The organism is Azospirillum sp. A1-3, assembly GCF_023806445.1.
GTDB lineage: Bacteria > Pseudomonadota > Alphaproteobacteria > Azospirillales > Azospirillaceae > Azospirillum.
The window spans coordinates 291422-308109 of record NZ_JAMSLU010000004.1; the positions used below are offsets into that span (position 1 = coordinate 291422).

The 16688-nt window shown below is 65.4% G+C and carries 11 protein-coding genes; 8 read left to right on the forward strand and 3 right to left on the reverse strand.

Annotated elements, in window-relative coordinates; translation table 11 throughout:
- Positions 1–164: 164 nt before the first annotated feature.
- Both M5E06_RS22685 and M5E06_RS22690 read left to right on the forward strand, forming a co-directional pair.
- A complete protein-coding gene (locus M5E06_RS22685; RefSeq protein WP_252140129.1) occupies positions 165–2972 on the forward strand; it encodes a carbohydrate-binding domain-containing protein in 2808 nt (935 codons plus the stop codon).
- 721 nt (positions 2973–3693) lie between these two features.
- Positions 3694–4491, forward strand: a complete 798-nt coding sequence (locus M5E06_RS22690; protein WP_252140130.1) for a LuxR C-terminal-related transcriptional regulator — start codon at positions 3694–3696, stop codon at positions 4489–4491.
- A 54-nt stretch (positions 4492–4545) separates the two neighbouring features.
- Here M5E06_RS22690 and M5E06_RS22695 read toward each other — a convergent pair whose 3' ends face one another.
- Entirely contained in the window at positions 4546–6603 is a 2058-nt protein-coding gene (locus M5E06_RS22695) for a sensor domain-containing protein (protein ID WP_252140131.1), read from the reverse strand.
- Between the two features lie 660 nt (positions 6604–7263).
- On the opposite strand from M5E06_RS22695, the gene M5E06_RS22700 reads away from it, so the two are divergent.
- Both M5E06_RS22700 and M5E06_RS22705 read left to right on the forward strand, forming a co-directional pair.
- On the forward strand, positions 7264–8100 hold the full coding sequence (locus tag M5E06_RS22700) for a formate/nitrite transporter family protein (RefSeq protein WP_109074179.1): 837 nt from the start codon (positions 7264–7266) through the stop codon (positions 8098–8100).
- Between the two features lie 73 nt (positions 8101–8173).
- Positions 8174–9928, forward strand: coding sequence for a bifunctional protein-serine/threonine kinase/phosphatase (locus tag M5E06_RS22705; RefSeq protein WP_252140132.1), 1755 nt, complete (start codon positions 8174–8176; stop codon positions 9926–9928).
- A gap of 28 nt (positions 9929–9956) precedes the next feature.
- Here the strand turns inward: M5E06_RS22705 and M5E06_RS22710 are convergent, their stop codons facing one another.
- The gene (locus M5E06_RS22710) at positions 9957–10145 is read right to left on the reverse strand and encodes a zinc-finger domain-containing protein (RefSeq protein ID WP_085086595.1); all 189 of its coding nucleotides are present in this window, start codon (positions 10143–10145) and stop codon (positions 9957–9959) included.
- Positions 10146–10324: 179 nt separating this feature from the next.
- Here M5E06_RS22710 and M5E06_RS22715 point away from each other — a divergent pair, with 179 nt between their 5' ends.
- The 4 genes from M5E06_RS22715 to M5E06_RS22730 all read left to right on the forward strand — a co-directional run bounded on the left by M5E06_RS22715 (position 10325) and on the right by M5E06_RS22730 (position 12975).
- Positions 10325–11323: an ABC transporter ATP-binding protein gene (locus M5E06_RS22715; protein ID WP_252140133.1), complete on the forward strand. Its 999-nt coding sequence runs from the start codon at positions 10325–10327 to the stop codon at positions 11321–11323.
- Positions 11324–11402: 79 nt separating this feature from the next.
- Positions 11403–12320 carry an alpha/beta hydrolase gene (locus M5E06_RS22720; RefSeq protein WP_252140134.1) on the forward strand — a complete coding sequence of 306 codons (918 nt, stop codon included), beginning with the start codon at positions 11403–11405 and terminating at the stop codon, positions 12318–12320.
- A gap of 97 nt (positions 12321–12417) precedes the next feature.
- Complete coding sequence (locus M5E06_RS22725; protein WP_109074176.1) at positions 12418–12597, forward strand: hypothetical protein; 180 nt, start codon at positions 12418–12420, stop codon at positions 12595–12597.
- 138 nt (positions 12598–12735) lie between these two features.
- The gene (locus M5E06_RS22730) at positions 12736–12975 is read left to right on the forward strand and encodes a hypothetical protein (RefSeq protein WP_252140135.1); all 240 of its coding nucleotides are present in this window, start codon (positions 12736–12738) and stop codon (positions 12973–12975) included.
- Between the two features lie 289 nt (positions 12976–13264).
- On the opposite strand, the gene M5E06_RS22735 is transcribed toward M5E06_RS22730, so the two are convergent.
- Positions 13265–16585: a maltotransferase domain-containing protein gene (locus M5E06_RS22735; protein ID WP_252140136.1), complete on the reverse strand. Its 3321-nt coding sequence runs from the start codon at positions 16583–16585 to the stop codon at positions 13265–13267.
- Positions 16586–16688 lie beyond the last annotated feature (103 nt).

Here is a 16688-nt window from a genome sequence, read left to right on the forward strand (position 1 = left end):
ATTTTTTTGGAAGAGTCAAAGATAAGTCAGAGTCATGTCCCAAGATTGACTCTCCATTCCATAGCGAATTCTGTGCGAGTACTCCCAACGAGAAGGGTAATCCAACCGATACGGTTAACCCAGTCTAGCAAGATCTTAATATCCGATTAATGGGAGTCGTGCCGATGTCGCTCACCGGGTCCAATCTCATCGATGTCACCTTCGCGATCGACGCTTGGGGACAAGCAGCCGGCGGCGTCTGGCCGCATCTGGCGCTCAAGCTCGACGGCGCGACCATCGGTCAGGCGACGGTGAACAGCAGCACCCTGGGGCGCTACACCATCTCCGCCAAGGTCGCGGCCGACAGCGCGCACAAGCTGCAGATCGTCTACGACAACGACGGCCTGTCGGGCGGCGTCGACCGCAACCTGTTCGTCCGCGCCGTCTCGGTGAACGGCACGTCGATCGCCGCCACCGACCCGTCGGTCACCTATGACAAGGGTGCGGTCGACGGAAAGGACGTGGTGAAGGGACAGGAAGCCCTGTATTGGGGCGGCGCGCTGAACGTGCCGCTGCCGGCCTCGCTGTTCCCGGCGGCCGATATTGCCGATCCGGCGGCTGCGGCGCCGGCGGCGACGAAATCCTACAGCGTCGTCGTCAACGCCTGGGGCAAGAGCGCCGGCGGCGTGCCGCCGCACTTCAAGCTTCTGGTCGACGGCAAGGCGGTGGGCGACGCCAAGGTGGCCGCCACCAGCCAGACCGCCTACAAATTCACGGTCGATCTCGACCCGACCCAGGCGCACAAGGTCCAGGTCCAGTACGACAACGACGCCGTCGTCAACGGCCAGGACCGCAGCCTTTATGTCGGCTCGGTCGTGGTGAACGGGCACAGCGTCGCCTCCAACGCCGCCGGCGTCACCTATGACCGCGGCGCACTGGACGGCAAGGACGTCATCTCCGGCCAGCAGGGCCTTTGGTGGAACGGCACGCTGAGCGTTCCCGTCACCAAGGACATGCTCGGCGGTACGACGACCACCACGCCCACGGCACCCGCCCCGACTTCCCCAACTCCGACTGCCCCGACCCCGACGGCGCCCGCTCCCACCACGCCGGCTCCGACGACGCCCACCACCACGCTGCCGAAGAACGACCACAGCGCCAGCGCCGGGGTCAGCAGCGACCGGCCGCCGCTGATGTCCGATGTGTCGACCATCTCCTGGGGCGCCGACCGCGGGCTGGCGCCGCAGCACCTGTTCTGGGAATCGGTGCCCGATTACTCCAACGCCGCCCACCTGAAGGAAACCCGCGACGTCGCCGCCAGTCATCTGTCCGACGGGGTGATGCCGCTGATCGGCCTGCAGCTGTGGGAAGATACCTTCACTGAGTCGCAGAACGGCGGTGAGTTCGCCAGCCTGGGTGGCCACAAGGCCTGGGTGTCCTGGGTCAAGGCGCATCAGCAGTATCTGGGCCGCGACGCCGAGGGCTACGTCCTGAACGCCGACAGCAGCAATCCCAGTGGCTGGGGCTATATCAGCCCGCTGATGCCGCTGGACGCCAAGGACGCGCCGGCCGGCTGGACCGGCGGCACCGCCCATTACGCCGACTGGATGGCCGACAAGCTGGGCCGCCTGTCGGCCCTGACCGGCACCCGCGGCTATGAGCTGGCCGACTTCTTCGACGGCAGCCCGCATTCCGGCGTTATGGACTTCTTCAACAGCCGCATGATCGCGGAGTTCAGCACCAAGACCGGCATCAAGGTGGCGGGAAGCACGCTGGCGCAGCAGGCGGCCGACATCATCGACAACCATCCGACGCAGTGGCTGGATTACTTCGTCGACGGCTGGGCCTATGGCTGGAAGGCACTGGACGAGGCCATCGTCAAGAACACCGGCCACGCCGCATGGCTGACCACCCAGGTGTCCTTTACCCCGGCGGCGATGCGCGAATTCGCCGGCGTCGATGCCCGCGTGATCGCCGACACGATGAACGAGAAGGACATCCTGTTCAACGTGCAGACCCTCGAACGCTTCGAGATGCAGCACAAGCAGGCGCCGGCCTCCTACGAGCAGGCGATGCTGGGCATCCATGCCGCCCGCGCGCCGGACGCCCATTTCGGCCACATGATGTCCTCGTCGGAGGATGATTACTGGGGTGCGGTGAACAGCCTCTACACCGGCGTGACCGGCACGGTGCGCGAGGAGCTGGGCTGGGGCCGCCTGGAACAGACCTGGCTGCAGAGCGGCTGGACGATGATCGCCGACGACCAGGGCGGCGTCCGCCGCGCGGCGGAGCAGTGGTCGCGCAGCTATCACGACTGGGGCGAGGTGAAGCAGCCGTGGCTGGACATGCTGCGCGACATCGTGCCGACCCGTCCCTTCGGCCCGGCGCTCTATTACAGCGCCAATGCCGAAAAGGCGATGAACGCGCTGGAGCCCGACGGCAACGCCATCGGCAACGCCTATCTCGGCGAGTTGCTGGAGCCGATCACCAAGCTGCATGATGCCGGCGCGACCTTCGGCTATTACGTCAGCGACGCGGCCCTGCCGTCGATGACCAAGGCCAGCACGCCCAGCGCCTGGATCATTCCGCAGGCGACCTACGACGGCCACAACCTGTTCAGCGATGCCGAGATCGCCGCCCTGAAGGCCAAGGCGCCGGTCCTGATCGGCGACGAGGCGCTGAACTACCATTACCCGCTGACCTTCACCGACAAGGATCCGGACGCCCAGATCACCGGCTACGGCTTCTACGACCAGAAGGACCGGCTGATCGTCGTCGCCTCCGACCGGGTCGACTTCAACGACACCGCGGCACGCAAGGCGGTTGACACCCATGTGGAGCTTCAGCTCGCCAACGGCCACTACACGGTCCAGGACCTGATCCACAACACCACGCAGGGCTTCGACGTGGTGAATGGCGTCGGCGGCTTCGACACCACCATCGCCCGCTGGGACACCGGCGTCTTCGCCATTACCCACGACGTGGCGGCGTAAGGCGGAAGCCGGCAGGCAGCCTGTCGAAACGAAAGCGGAGTCCCGTCCCGGCGGGGCTCCGCTTTCGTATCCGTGTTCAGCGAAAATTGTCCTGACAAACTCTGTTTAAGAGTCTATATTATCGTCAGTGAACTGGTCCAGTGCAGACCGGACCCAAGACGAGCCATCTAATATAAGTTGTCTTACAAAGAACTTTTTCCTCTTTGGACGGCAATATCGTTTGGCTTCCTTTGCTTGCGACCTTCCCCACTCGGCGCAACCCGCGAGAGGCTGACCTCGCTTCAACGGGTAATCACTTCCATATTCGTGCGCGATAATGACTTATTACTGCCGGCCTTCTGACGAAGGACTCTGCCCGGACAGTATGAGTGCACACCCCACTGAGCCTGGAACCATTCCAGAAGTGCAGCAGACAATGCCGTGAGTGCCGGATCATAGTTTGATCTAAATTCGATCGGGCGAGCACGAGAAGACCGATACAACGTGCACCGTCCATCGGATATGCGGCATTGCGCGGCCAGGCGCGGAGGTACCGGAGACTAAGGTGGCAACGGCTCGAACGGGGGGCCGGGGGGTGTACGCCGGGCACGAGAATCCGGCAGACCCGAATTGCCATGCACCGGTGCCCTCGACGTCGAAGCAAAGCGTCCAGGGGGGAATCCTTGCCTTCCGGCCGCGCGATACCGTCCGCCAATTCGTCTATTTCTTGGGGGAGACGGACATGTCCGATCGCATTCGTGTGATTGTTCACAACCAAAGCCGATTGCTGCGCGAATCCATCCTGAACATCCTGGACGACTGTTTCGAGGTCATTGATCCGCAAAGCCGCCTCGCAACCGGGCTTTCACCCAAGACGATGTGGAATGGCCGGACCAACGGCGGCCCCGACCGCTACTCCGACGGCATGTCGGCGGGCGGCGCCGTGGTCACGCTGGAACCGCCGGCCGGCAACGGCAGTTCCCAACGGACGGCGGACATCGTTCTGTTCGACCTCGCCTCCCTGAAGACCGACGCCTGGAACTTCCGCAGCTGGTACGGCGAGCAGGCCAAGCTGGCGATGATCGCCGACGAATTCTCCGCCCACCATATGCGGATGGCCCTGCGCTTTGGCGTGCGCGGCTATCTGCTGAACCGGATGGCCCCGACCGCCTTCGTGCTGGCCCTGCGCCTCATCCATGCCGGCGAGCCGGTGGTGCCGGAAGAGTGCTTCGATTATTTCTCCCCCACCGCGCTCCGCCGGGGCGGAGAGGACGGGGCGATGGCCCAGCACGAAAGCGAACTGCTGGGCTATCCCGGCCTCTACCCGCGGCACGCCCGCATCCTGAAGCTGATCATGGACGGATGCAGCAACAAGGAGATCGCGCGCGAGATGGGGATGACGGAGGATCTGGTGAAGCTGCATGTCCGTCACATCATGCAGACCATCAACGTCCGCAACCGCACCCAGGCCGCCCTCTGGGCCGCGCAGAGCGGCATCATCCAGGAGATGGAATATTTCCTGGAACGGACGGCACCGTAAGCCTGGCAGAAAGCATGCGGGCGCCGGCATTGCGGCGCCCGTTGCTGACTGGCCTCAGGCCGCCACCACGCTGTTGCTGAGGAAGGTCTCGAACTGGTCGACCGGCAGCGGCCGGCTGATGAGGTAGCCCTGGATGCGGGTGCAGCGCTGGAGGCGAAGCATATCGGCCTGTTCCTGCGTCTCCACCCCCTCGGCGATGGTGTCGAAGCCCAGGCTTTCGGCCAGATTGACGATGGTGCCGACAATGGCCGGATCGGTGGTCGACTTGACGATGTCGCGGACGAAGCTGCGGTCGATCTTCAGCGTGTCGATGGGGAAGCGCTTCAGATAGGCCAGCGAGGAATAACCGGTGCCGAAATCGTCGATGGACAGGCGGACGCCGATGTCCTTCAGCCCGTTGAGGATCGTCACCGCCTTCTCGATGTCGCCGATCATGGCGCCTTCGGTCAGCTCCAGTTCCAACCGGTCGGCCGGAATTCCGGCGGCTTCGACCACGCTGCGGACGAAGCCGACGAGGCGAGCGTCCTGGAACTGGCGCGGCGACAGGTTCACCGACACCGACGGGATCGGCAGACCGCGCTCGATCCAACCCGCCAGCCGGCGGCAGGATTCGATCAGCGTCCAGGCGCCGATTTCCCAGATCAAACCGGTTTCCTCGGCCAGCGGAATGAACTCCGCCGGGCTGACCATGCCGCGCACCGGGTGGCGCCAGCGGATCAGCGCCTCCGCCCCGATGGTGCGGTTGCCGGCAAGGTCGATCTTCGGCTGGAAATGCAGTTCGAACTCGTCGCCGCCGCTGGCGCGGCGCAGATCGCTCTCCAGCCCCAGCGTAAAGCCCGACCGTTCACGCATCCCGTTGTCGTAGAAAACGTATTTGTGCTCCGGGTTGCGCTTGGCATGGTACATCGCCAGATCGGCGTTGCGCAGAAGCTGGTCCGCCGTCTCGCCGTCGTCGGGGTAGAAGGCGATGCCGATGGAGGCACCGCAGAACAGCTCCTGATTATGGACGCTGAAGGGCTCCGCCATCGAATAGAGCACCTTCTCCACCAGCCGGGCGCCGGCCGAACGGTCGGCGGCGTCGGGGGCGACGATCAGGAACTCGTCCCCACCCAGCCGGCCGACCGTGTCGGTCATGCGCGTGCAGTTGCGCAGGCGCCGCGCCACCAGCTTCAGCAGTTCGTCGCCGGCATGGTGGCCCAGCGTGTCGTTCACCTGCTTGAAGCGGTTGAGGTCGAGGAAGGCGACGGCGACCTTGCTCTTGCCGCGCTGGGCGCGAACGATGGCTTCCTCCAGCCTTTCGCAGACCAGCCAGCGGTTGGGCAGGTCGGTCAGCCGGTCGAAGCTGGCCTGATAGCGGATCTGGTGTTCCTGCGACTTGCGCTGGCTGATGTCGGCGATGGTCAGGACATAATGTTCCAGCACGCCCCCCGGCGCGCGGACCGACGTCACCGACAGGGCGGCGGCGAAGGCGTCGCCGGAATGGCGGAAACTGGTGACCTCCCCCTGCCAGCGCCCGGCCTGCCGCGCGGTGGTCCAGATGGCGTCGATGAACTCCCGCTCGTGCGAGCCGGGGGCGAAGAGGACCAGCGGCCGGCGCAGCAGTTCCTCCCGCTGGAAGCCGGTCATGATCTCGTAGGCCGGGTTGATTGCCTGGACCGTCAATTCCGGGTCGACGATCAGGATGCCGTCGGCGACGCTGTCGAACACGGTGGCGAGCAGCCGGATCTTCTCCTCATGCTGCTTGCGTTCGGTGATGTCTTGGACGGTGCCTTCGTAATAGCGGATGCGGCCGGCGGCATCGCGCACGCAGCGTGCGCTCTCCGCGATCCAGATGATGGATCCGTCGCGGCGGAAGACGCGCGCCTCGAAACTGTGGACCCGGTCCTGGCGGGCCATCAGGTCGGCGAAGGCCTCGCGCTTGCCGGGATCGACATAGAGCTGGCAGGCGATGTCGGTGAGGTTGGCGATCAGGTCTTCGGGCGAAGCATAGCCATAGATGTCGGCAAGTGCCGGATTGACCCGCAGGTAACGGCCGTCGACAGTCGTCTGATAGATGCCCTCGACAGCATTTTCGAAGATGCTGCGATACTGTTCTTCCGTCTCGTGACTCATCGTGCGCGCCTCATCCGACGCCAATCCCGAACCGCCTGGAAAAAACATAAGCCTGCAACTCAAACAACGATTGTGGAACTTCCACTTTTCCGCAATGCGGCAAAGTAGATGCCGGTTCGGAGAGACCCGTCAAGCGACATCGACGATACTGTCTCACAATATGAAGGGAAATTATAACAAAAAGGTAACCGAACCTGACCCATAGGCGGGCCGGCCTCGCCTGTTTTCGGCCAAAGCATTGATGCGGAACGATAGTCTTCTTTGGAACGGTTAAAGATCTGAAAGACGTCAGCCCAACCTCGGCGCGGTTGACGACGGCAAGCCTGCCGGGTCTCAAAATCCTTTCTATACCAATGGCTGTTTTTTATTCATCGCAGCACAGTCTTTGAGCAACTGCAGCTCCACGTCACATCGCAACGGGAAGGGCGACGGGCGAATTCCGCCGGATTTCCGGCATCCGTGCGGTTGGCACATCGCGTGCAGTGCTTTTCCCGTTCAAGCCAACGGCGGTTTGACCCGCGCGGGACCAATGACCGGGGCCCGCACCCAAATCACACGCAGCGCGTCTTCCCTCCTCCGCCCCGCACCGGACCGGTGCCGCGCGGGCATTACCGGACGCTGCGTACCGTTCCTTCTGCGCTTGTTCCAAGGGGACTCCTCATGTCGTATCTGGTGCCCTCCGAGTTCGTCACCAAAATGGTGGATGCCGGCGAATCCAAGATTTTCATGTCCACCCGCGACACCGTCATCCGCGCCTATATGGCCGGGGCGATCCTGGCGCTGGCGGCGGTCTTCGCCGTCACGGTCACGGTCCAGACGGGCTTCCCGATCATCGGCGCCATCCTGTTCCCGGTCGGCTTCTGCATGCTGTATCTGCTGGGCTTCGACCTGCTGACCGGCGTGTTCGTGCTGTCGCCGTTGGCGCTGATCGACAAGCGGCCGGGCGTCACCATCGGCGGCGTGCTGCGCAACTGGGGGCTGGTGTTCATCGGCAACTTCCTGGGCGCGCTGACGGTCGCGGTGATGATGGCGGTGGTCTTCACCTATGGCTTCTCCACCCCGCCGGACAAGGTCGGAACCGTCATCTCGCACATCGGCGAGAACCGGACGCTGGGCTATGCGCAGTATGGCGCGGCCGGCATGCTGACCATCTTCCTGCGCGGCATGCTGTGCAACTGGATGGTCTCCACCGGCGTCGTCGGCGCGATGATCTCCACCTCGGTCAGCGGCAAGGTGATCGCCATGTGGATGCCGATCATGCTGTTCTTCGGCATGACCTTCGAGCATTCGGTGGTGAACATGTTCCTGTTCCCGTCGGCAATGCTGATGGGCGGCAACTTCTCGATCATGGACTACATGATCTGGAACGAGCTGCCGACGGTGCTGGGCAATCTGGTCGGCGGTCTGGCCTTCACCGGGCTGACGCTCTACGCCACCCATGTCCGCACGGCGCCGAAGCGCCGCCTGCATCAGGCCGGCCTGCAGCCTGCCGAATAAGGCCCCTGCCCGTCATCCCGCCACCACCCCGGTCCGCCTTGGGCCGGGGTTTTTCTTGCCAGGGGCCAACATCGTGCCAAGTGCCGACATCGTAAAGGAGCTGCGGATCTCCATCGGCCAGTGCTCCGACAAGGGGCGGAAGGAGTCCAACCAGGATTTCCACGGGGCATTGATCCCGACGCCGCCGCTGCTGGGCATGAAGGGGGTCGCGGTGGCGCTGGCCGACGGCATCAGCAGCAGCCGGGTCAGCCACATCGCCAGCGAAACCGCGGTGAAGAGCTTCCTGACCGACTATTATTGCACGCCGGAAAGCTGGTCGGTGCGGACCTCGGCGCAGCGGGTGCTGGCGGCGGCCAACAGCTGGCTGCACGCCCAGAACCGGCGCAGCGAATACCGCTACGACCAGGACCGCGGCTTTGCCTGCACGCTCAGCGCGCTGGTGCTGAAATCGGCCACCGCCCATCTGTTCCATGTCGGCGATTCCCGCATCTACCGCATCGCCGGCCGGGCGCTGGAACAGCTGACCATCGACCACCGGGTGGTGGTGTCGTCGGAGGTCAGCTATCTCGGCCGGGCGATCGGCGTGGTGCCGCATGTGGAGATCGATTGCCGGGAGCTGCCGGTGGAAGCCGGCGACGTCTTCCTGCTGGCGACCGATGGCGTCTATGAGCATGTCGATGCCGATTTTTTGATCAACGCCATCGCTGACCATGCCGACGATCTCGACCGTGCGGCCCGACTCGCGGTGGAGGAGGCGCTGCGGCGGGGCAGCACCGACAACCTGACACTCCAGATCGTGCGAATCGACGCCATCCCCGATGCTGATGCCGGCGACCTGTTATCGCGGCTGTCCGACCTGCCCCCGCCGCCCCTGCTGGAATCGGGGACCGAGTTCGAGGGCTACCGCATCCTGCGCGAACTGCACGCCAGCAGCCGCAGCCATGTCTATCTGGCCCAGGATGGAGCCCGGGATGGCGCAGGCGGTCCCGCCGTGGCGCTGAAGGTGCCGGCGATCGACCGACGCGACGACCGCGCCCATCTGCGCCGCTTCCTGATGGAGGGGTGGATCGCCCGACGGATCAACAGCCCGCATGTGCTGAAGGCCCCGCCGCAGAACCGACCGCGCCGCCACCTCTTTGTCGTCACCGAGTATCTGGACGGGCAGACCCTGACCCAGTGGATGCGCGACCACCCCGACCCCGACCTGCCCACCGTGCGCGCCATCGTCGAGCAGATCGGCAAGGGGCTGCAGGCCTTCCACCGGCTGGAGATGCTTCACCAGGATCTGCGGCCCGACAACGTGATGATCGACCAGACCGGGACGGTGAAGATCGTCGATTTCGGATCGGTCCTGGTCCCCGGCATCCTGGAGACCATGCCCGACGCCGACCTCGGCGAAATCCTCGGCACCCTGCAATACACCGCCCCGGAATATCTGCTGGGCGAGGGCGGGACGCCGGCCTCCGACCTCTATGCGCTGGGTGTCATCGCCTATCAGATGCTGACCGGTCGCCTGCCCTACGGCGCCGACGCCGCGACCGCCACCACGCGGGCGCGCCAGCGCAAACTGGTCTACCGCACGGCGCTCAGCGACCAGCGGGACATTCCCGCCTGGCTCGACGGGGTGCTGCGCAAGGCGGTCCATCCGGACCCGGCCAAGCGCTATCAGGAATTGTCGGAGTTCCTGTACGACCTGCGCCACCCGCGCAAGCATGGCGCGGGAACGCGGCGCCGGCCGCTGATCGACCGCAACCCGCTGGCCTTCTGGCAGGGGGTGTCGGCGCTGCTGGCGCTGGCGGTGCTGGTCCTGCTGGCCGGCCGGGTCTGAACCGCCCGCCAGCAGGACGAACGCGCAGTCAGTGCCCGTGGGCGACCTTGGCGCCTTCCTTCAGCTTGTAGAGGCGCGAGCAGTAGGGGCATTCGACCTGCCCTTCGCGATCCAGCGTCAGATAGACCAGCGGATGGCCCAGCGCGCCGCCGCCGCCGTCGCACCCGACGGTCGAGGTTTCAACAAGGATCGTCTCGGTCGGCTGCATGGCAGTCATCCTCTGTTTTGACAGGCGCGCCGGTTCACGCCATCGTGGACACGCCCGCTGTCCGGGCCCCCGATCGGGGTTCCGCGCGCGCGGGCCGGATGATACCCATCGCGCGCCGCGGATCAACGGGGGAAACCACCGGACTCGCGGGCTTTTTCGTCAACCGCAAACATCATGGTTCAGGATCAATGGCCGCGCCCACCGATACCCCCACGCCCGTCTCGCTTCCGGCCAACGCCGTTGAGCTGCGCGGCCTGACCAAGATCTACCAGCCGACCGGCAAGGCCGGGCCGAAGCATGCACTGAAGGGCATCGACCTCGTCATTCCGCGCGGGTCGCTGTTCGGGCTGCTCGGCCCCAACGGCGCCGGCAAGTCGACGATGATCAACATCCTCGCCGGGCTGGTGAACAAGACCGGCGGCACCGCCACCATCTGGGGTCACGAGGTGTCGGAACATCCGCGCCGCGCCCGCGCCTCCATCGGCGTGGTGCCGCAGGAACTGAACATGGACCCCTTCTTCACCCCGCGCGAGATGTTGGAGCTTCAGGCCGGCCTCTACGGCGTGCCGAAGAAGGAACGCCGGACGGAGGAACTGCTGGCGGCCGTCGGGCTGGCCGACAAGGCCGATGCCCATGCCCGTTCACTGTCGGGCGGCATGAAGCGCCGCCTGATGGTGGCGAAGGCGATGGTCCACACCCCGCCCGTGCTGATACTCGACGAGCCGACCGCCGGCGTCGACGTGGAACTGCGCCGTCAGCTCTGGGAGTATGTGCGCACGCTGAACAAGTCCGGCACTACCGTCCTGCTGACCACCCACTACCTGCAGGAGGCGGAGGAGCTGTGCGACACCATCGCCATCATCAACCACGGACAGGTGGTGGCGTGCGAGCCGAAGACGACCCTGTTGCGCCGGGTCGACAACAAGGCGCTGTGCCTGACGCTGGAGCGCGACCTGACCGCCCCGCCGCCGTCGCTGGAGGGATACACGGTGGAGTTGCCGGAACCGCGGCGGATGGTCGTCCGCTACCAGCCGAGCCGTCAGCGCGCCGGCGCCATCCTGTCGGCATTGGCCGCTTCCGGGATCGGGATCGTCGATGTCACGACCGAGGAGTCGGATCTCGAGGATATATTCCTCCAACTGACGGGTGGTGCGCACAGCGACACAGGGGTAATCCATGCGGCATAGCGGATCGGCGGCTGTCGGCTTGGCGGCTGTTCTGGGGTTGGGGCTTCTGCTTGGCGGCTGTGCCGCGGATTTCCAACCGATGGGAACGGCCGTCGTCCAGCCGCAGCTGAACGACCGCGTGCTGATCGCCGCCGATGGCTTCGAGCTGCCGATGCGCTCCTGGCTTCCGGCAGACGGCAAGGTGCGGGCCGTGGTGGTGGCCCTGCACGGCTACAACGACTATTCCAATGCCTTCGACGGTGCCGGCCGCGACTTCGCCACTGCCGGCATCGCCACCTACGCCTATGACCAGCGCGGCTTCGGTGCCACCCGCGAGCGCGGCGTCTGGGCCGGCACCCCCACCCTGGTCAGCGATGCCCGCACCGCGGTGGAGATGGTGCACAGGCGCCATCCCGGCGTCCCGGTCTATCTGATGGGCGAAAGCATGGGCGGGGCGGTGGTGCTGACCGCGATGACCGGCCCCAACCCGCCCAAGGTCGACGGCACCATCCTGGTCGCCCCCGCCGTCTGGGGCCGGCAGGCGATGGGCTTCTTCCCGCGCGCCGCCCTATGGATCACCTACAACCTCGTGCCGGGCATGGTGGTGCATCCGCCGCAGGACCTCGGCATCCATCCGTCCGACAACATCGAGATGCTGCGGGCGCTGGGCCGCGACCCGATGGTCATCAAGGGCTCGCGCGTCGATGCGCTGGAGGGGCTGACCGATCTGATGGGCAGCGCGCTCGACGCCTGCCAGCGCCTGCAGACGCCTTCGCTGGTGCTCTACGGCGCCCATGAGGAAGTGCTGCCGCCGCGGCCGGTGGAACGCGCGCTGAAGGATTTCGAGGCGGGCGGGCGTCATGTCGTCGCCGTCTATCCCGACGGCTACCACATGCTGCTGCGCGACCTGAAGGGCAAGCTGGTCGTCAACGACGTCATCGCCTGGATCGAGAACCCCAAGGTGCCGCTGGCGAGCGGCGCCGACCGGGCGCCAAGGGCGTTGCTGGCGGCCAAGTAAAGGACTGCTACAAATTGTCACGCGGGCCCGCGCAATTGTCGGCGACGCGGATTGTTCATAATCCGTCCTGATCCATGGCATTTGCGGAGGATACACCATGAATGAAGACCCCGCTCCCGACCTGCGGCTGTCCCCGGCGGAGGTCGAGGCGATGGCTGCCGAATTCAAGGTTTCGCCGCTGTGGGTGCGGCTGGCGCTGCTGTTCCGGCCGGCCAACCGCGCGGCCTTGGTGGCGCTGGTGGCCTGGGCCAGCGGATTGCCGCTTCCGCCTACCTGAAAGGCGCAGTCGGGGGCATGGGACCTTTGCAGCCAAAGGTATAGTACCCCTTAGGACCAAAGCAACTCTGCCACTTTCAGCGGTTGAGGCTTAAGGTACCGCATAAGCGGACACCGAACGTCCCCGTTGGGAGGAACCATGCACAGCGTCGAATCCCAGGTTACCCCGTCCGGCGCTTCCCGTGCGCCGACGACCGCCCAGTCGACCATGTCCTCTACCATGGATGTCCAGGTCATCGCCGACCGCTACGGCTGGACCACCCCGATGGCGCGCTGGTGGATGGCCTTCGCCTCCTCTTCCGTCGGCCACAAGCCGGAAGCGATGATCGCCTTCCTCGACAAGACCGTCGGTGGCGTGACGATGATCCGGCGGCGGTGAAGTCGGCGGACAGACGAGATTGAGAAAAAGCGGCCTTGCGGGGCCGCTTTTTTTGTCTGGAGTTTGGCAGCGATTGCCCCCTCCCCATCCCTCCCCCGCTCTCAGCGGACCTACGGTCCGCCTGTCGCGTCAGCACAAAGCGAAGCTTTGTGCGAGAGCTTCGCGGGAGAGGGGGTTTGATGCTTGTCGGGGTATTTCCTGCGCGACTTGGTTGCGAAGCGGCGGCAGTCCCCTCTCCCGCGGAACGCGGGGGAGGGTTAGGGAGGGGGCACCCGCGCCAGGAGCTTCCTCACACCCCCGGCGGTACGATCCGCCAGATCGCCGCGGGATTGCGGTGGGGGTCCAGCCAGACATGCTGGAACTTGCCGATCCAGGTGAAACGGTGGCCGCTGAACAGGTCCTCCACCTGGACATGGGCGCCGTCGGGCAGACCCAGTTCCCACAGCGGAATCTCGATGGTTCCGCCATGGCCGTTGTGGGGATCGAGGTTTACCGCGATCAGGATCACATTGTCCTTGGCCGCCGTCATCTTGCCGTAGAGCAGGATGTTGTCGTCGAAGGCATTGTAGAAACGCAGGTTGGTGAACTGCTGCAGCGCCGGATTCTCAGCACGGATGCGGTTGATGGCGGTGACGTAGTCGCGGATGTTGCCGGGCTGGTTCCAATCCCAGTGCCGGACTTCGTACTTCTCCGAGTGGTTGTATTCCTCCTTACCGGGATAGGCTTCCGCCTCGCACAGCAGATAAGGGCCGTAAAGGCCGTAGACGCCGGCCAGCGTCGCCGCCAGCACCGCCCGCATCATATGCGCCGGCCGGCCGCCATGGGTCAGGATCGGCGGCAGGATGTCGGGCGTGTTGGCGAAGAAGTTCGGCCGCATGTACTCCCGCGATTCACCCTGCGTCAGCTCCGTCAGATACTCGGTCAGCTCCGGCTTGGTGGTGCGCCAGGTGAAGTAGCTGTAGGACTGGGTGAAGCCGACCTTCGCCAGCCGCTTCATCAGCTTCGGCCGGGTGAAGGCCTCGGCCAGGAACAGGGCGTCGGGGTAGCGGTCCTGCACCTCGCGGATCATCCATTCCCAGAAGGGGAAGGGCTTGGTGTGCGGATTGTCGACGCGGAAGATGCGAACACCCTCCTTGCACCACATCAGCACCACGTCGCGCAGCGCATACCACAAATCCGGATAGGACTGGCGGTAGAAGCTGACGTTGACGATGTCCTGGTACTTCTTCGGCGGATTCTCGGCATAGCGGATGGTGCCGTCGGGGCGCCAGTAGAACCAGTGCGGATGCTCCTTCACCCAGGGATGGTCGGGGGAGCACTGCACGGCGAAATCCAGCGCGATCTCGATGCCATGGCGCTTCGCCTCGCGCACCAGCCGGCGGAAGCTGTCGAAGTCGCCGATCATCGGGTCGATGGCGTCGTGCCCGCCCTCCTCCGCGCCGATGGCATAGGGCACGCCGGGATCGTCGGGGCCGGGATTCAGCGTGTTGTTCTTGCCCTTGCGGAAGGCACGGCCGATCGGGTGGATCGGCGGAAAATACAGCACGTCGAAGCCCATGTCGCGCACCATGGGCAACAAATTGACCACGTCGTCGAAGTTGCCGGGGCGCGACGGATCGGGCGATGCGGAACGCGGGAAGATCTCGAACCACGCCGAATAGGCGCCGGCGGTGCGGTCGACATAGACCTCCAACTCGCGCACATAGCGCGACTTGTACTGCCGCTCGCCATACTGCTTCATGACGCGGCGCGGCTCGTCCGACAGGGCGTAGTCGATGGCCTCGCGGCCGGCCAGCGACTGCATCCGCTCGATCACCGCCTCCAGCGCGGCGCGGCCGTCACCATGGTTCAGGTCCAGCGCCTGCTCGACGAAGCGGCGGCCCTCCACCAGTTCCAGGTCGACGACCATCCCGGCATCGACCTTCTTCTTGAAGTCGGCGCGCCAGCTTTCCCAAACGTCGCGCCACGCCTCGATGCTGTAGGTGTAGCGGGCGTTGCGGGTCAGCGGCACATGGCCGACCCAGCGGTCGTTCTCGTGCAGGCGCATCGGCGCCTCGCTCCACTCGTCGTCGCCGTCCGCCTTGTACATGACGGAGGCGGCGAGCACGAAGGTGCCGTCGGTGTAGATGTCGGCCCACACCTCCATCACATCGCCGACCGCGCGCTTGATGGCAAAGCGGCCGCCGTCCAGCTCCGGATAGACATTCTCGATGGTCATGCGGCCGGCAGCGATGGAATCCATCCACTCCCGCTCCTCCACGTCGTGGAGTTCGACCGGATGGCTGCGGGCGGCGCGGGCGCGGAAGACGCGCAGTTCCATCGGACGCAGCATCATCGGCGCGCCCGGTTCCATCGGCAGCGGATCGGCCTCCGGCGTCACGTCCTCGAACGCCTCGTAGGTGCCGCCGGTGGCCGCCAGCACCGGGCCGACATCCAGCATGTGCGGCCGGTTCTCGTCCGGGTTCAGCACCAGGATGGCGCAGCCGTCGGGCTGGTCGAGCGCGGCGCCGTCCACCTGCCGGATCAGCCCCAGCACCGGGCTGTGTGGCGCGGTCACCCGGCGCTGCGGCCCCTCGACATTCAACGCCGGGGTGGAGGCCTTCATGGCATTCACCGCGCCGATGAAGCCGGTGAGGTCCAGCTTCGGCTGCTCCCAGTCGGCGGGGCTGGTCCGCACCACGTCGAGCTTGCGGGTGAAGCCGTATTCATAGCCCACCGGCATCAGCACGCCGGTGGAGAAGCTGGCGGCGAACAGATAATGCATCTTCAACTGGGCGGCGAGCCGCACCCCGTCCTGGCTGCCGACCTCCGCCGCTAGCCGGTCGGTGTCGTGGCTTTCCGGAAAGGCGATGGACGGCGCGATCCAGCGGAACTCGTCATACTGGTCCAGCAGCCAATCGGCCTTGAAGTCCCACCATTTGGCGCTGTTGAACAGGAAGTCGAAGCCGGCGCCGCACAGCTCGCGCACCTGCTCCACCGTGCAGCCCAGCGTCTCGGCGAAGAACTTCACCTCCGGGTTCACGGCGTGGGCGGCGTCGATCAGGCTCTTCCACACCTCCGCCGGCACCTGATAGGCGGCGTCGCAGCGGAAGCCCTTCACGCCCAGCCCGATATAGTGGCGCAGATAGTCGGACCAGTAGCCGATCAGCCCGGCGCGAGACTCCGCCCGGTCATAATCCAGCGAGGCGAGATCGCCCCACACCGTGACATGGGCGGTGTTGTTGGGATCGACGGCGCCCGGACGGTGCAGGTCACCGTCGGGGCCGCGCTTGTACCAGTCGGGATGGCGGTCGACCAGCAGGGCATCGCGGGAGGTGTGGTTGATGACGAAATCCATCATCACCGACTGGCCGTGCGCCCCGGCATCGGCCGTGAAACGGCGCAGCAACTCGTCGTCGCTTTCATGCGAGCCGCCCCGCAGGGCATCATGCAGCCGATAGGGATCCTTCACCGCATAGAGGCTGCCGGAGAACCCCGGCTGATGGATCGGGTTCAGGAAGATCCAGTCGAATCCCATCCCCTGGATCCGCGGCAGGTGCCCGGCCCAATCGCGGACCGGACCGACCAGAGTCGGAAACAGGTTGTAGATGCGTGGTCCGACGATGCTCATGGAACCCCCTTCCTTGGGCCTGCTTCTCCGTTGACAGCCGCCGGTCCCCGTTGTGGGATCGACGAAGCGACATCGTTGCCGTTCCCTTCCGGAACGCACCGAT

Coding starts and splice junctions, on each gene's coding strand:
- M5E06_RS22685 (WP_252140129.1), top strand. CDS start 165: ATGTCGCTCACCGGGTCCAATCTCATCGATGTCACCTTCGCGATCGAC.
- M5E06_RS22690 (WP_252140130.1), top strand. CDS start 3,694: ATGTCCGATCGCATTCGTGTGATTGTTCACAACCAAAGCCGATTGCTG.
- M5E06_RS22695 (WP_252140131.1), bottom strand. CDS start 6,603: ATGAGTCACGAGACGGAAGAACAGTATCGCAGCATCTTCGAAAATGCT.
- M5E06_RS22700 (WP_109074179.1), top strand. CDS start 7,264: ATGTCGTATCTGGTGCCCTCCGAGTTCGTCACCAAAATGGTGGATGCC.
- M5E06_RS22710 (WP_085086595.1), bottom strand. CDS start 10,145: ATGACTGCCATGCAGCCGACCGAGACGATCCTTGTTGAAACCTCGACC.
- M5E06_RS22715 (WP_252140133.1), top strand. CDS start 10,325: ATGGCCGCGCCCACCGATACCCCCACGCCCGTCTCGCTTCCGGCCAAC.
- M5E06_RS22720 (WP_252140134.1), top strand. CDS start 11,403: ATGGGAACGGCCGTCGTCCAGCCGCAGCTGAACGACCGCGTGCTGATC.
- M5E06_RS22725 (WP_109074176.1), top strand. CDS start 12,418: ATGAATGAAGACCCCGCTCCCGACCTGCGGCTGTCCCCGGCGGAGGTC.
- M5E06_RS22730 (WP_252140135.1), top strand. CDS start 12,736: ATGCACAGCGTCGAATCCCAGGTTACCCCGTCCGGCGCTTCCCGTGCG.
- M5E06_RS22735 (WP_252140136.1), bottom strand. CDS start 16,585: ATGAGCATCGTCGGACCACGCATCTACAACCTGTTTCCGACTCTGGTC.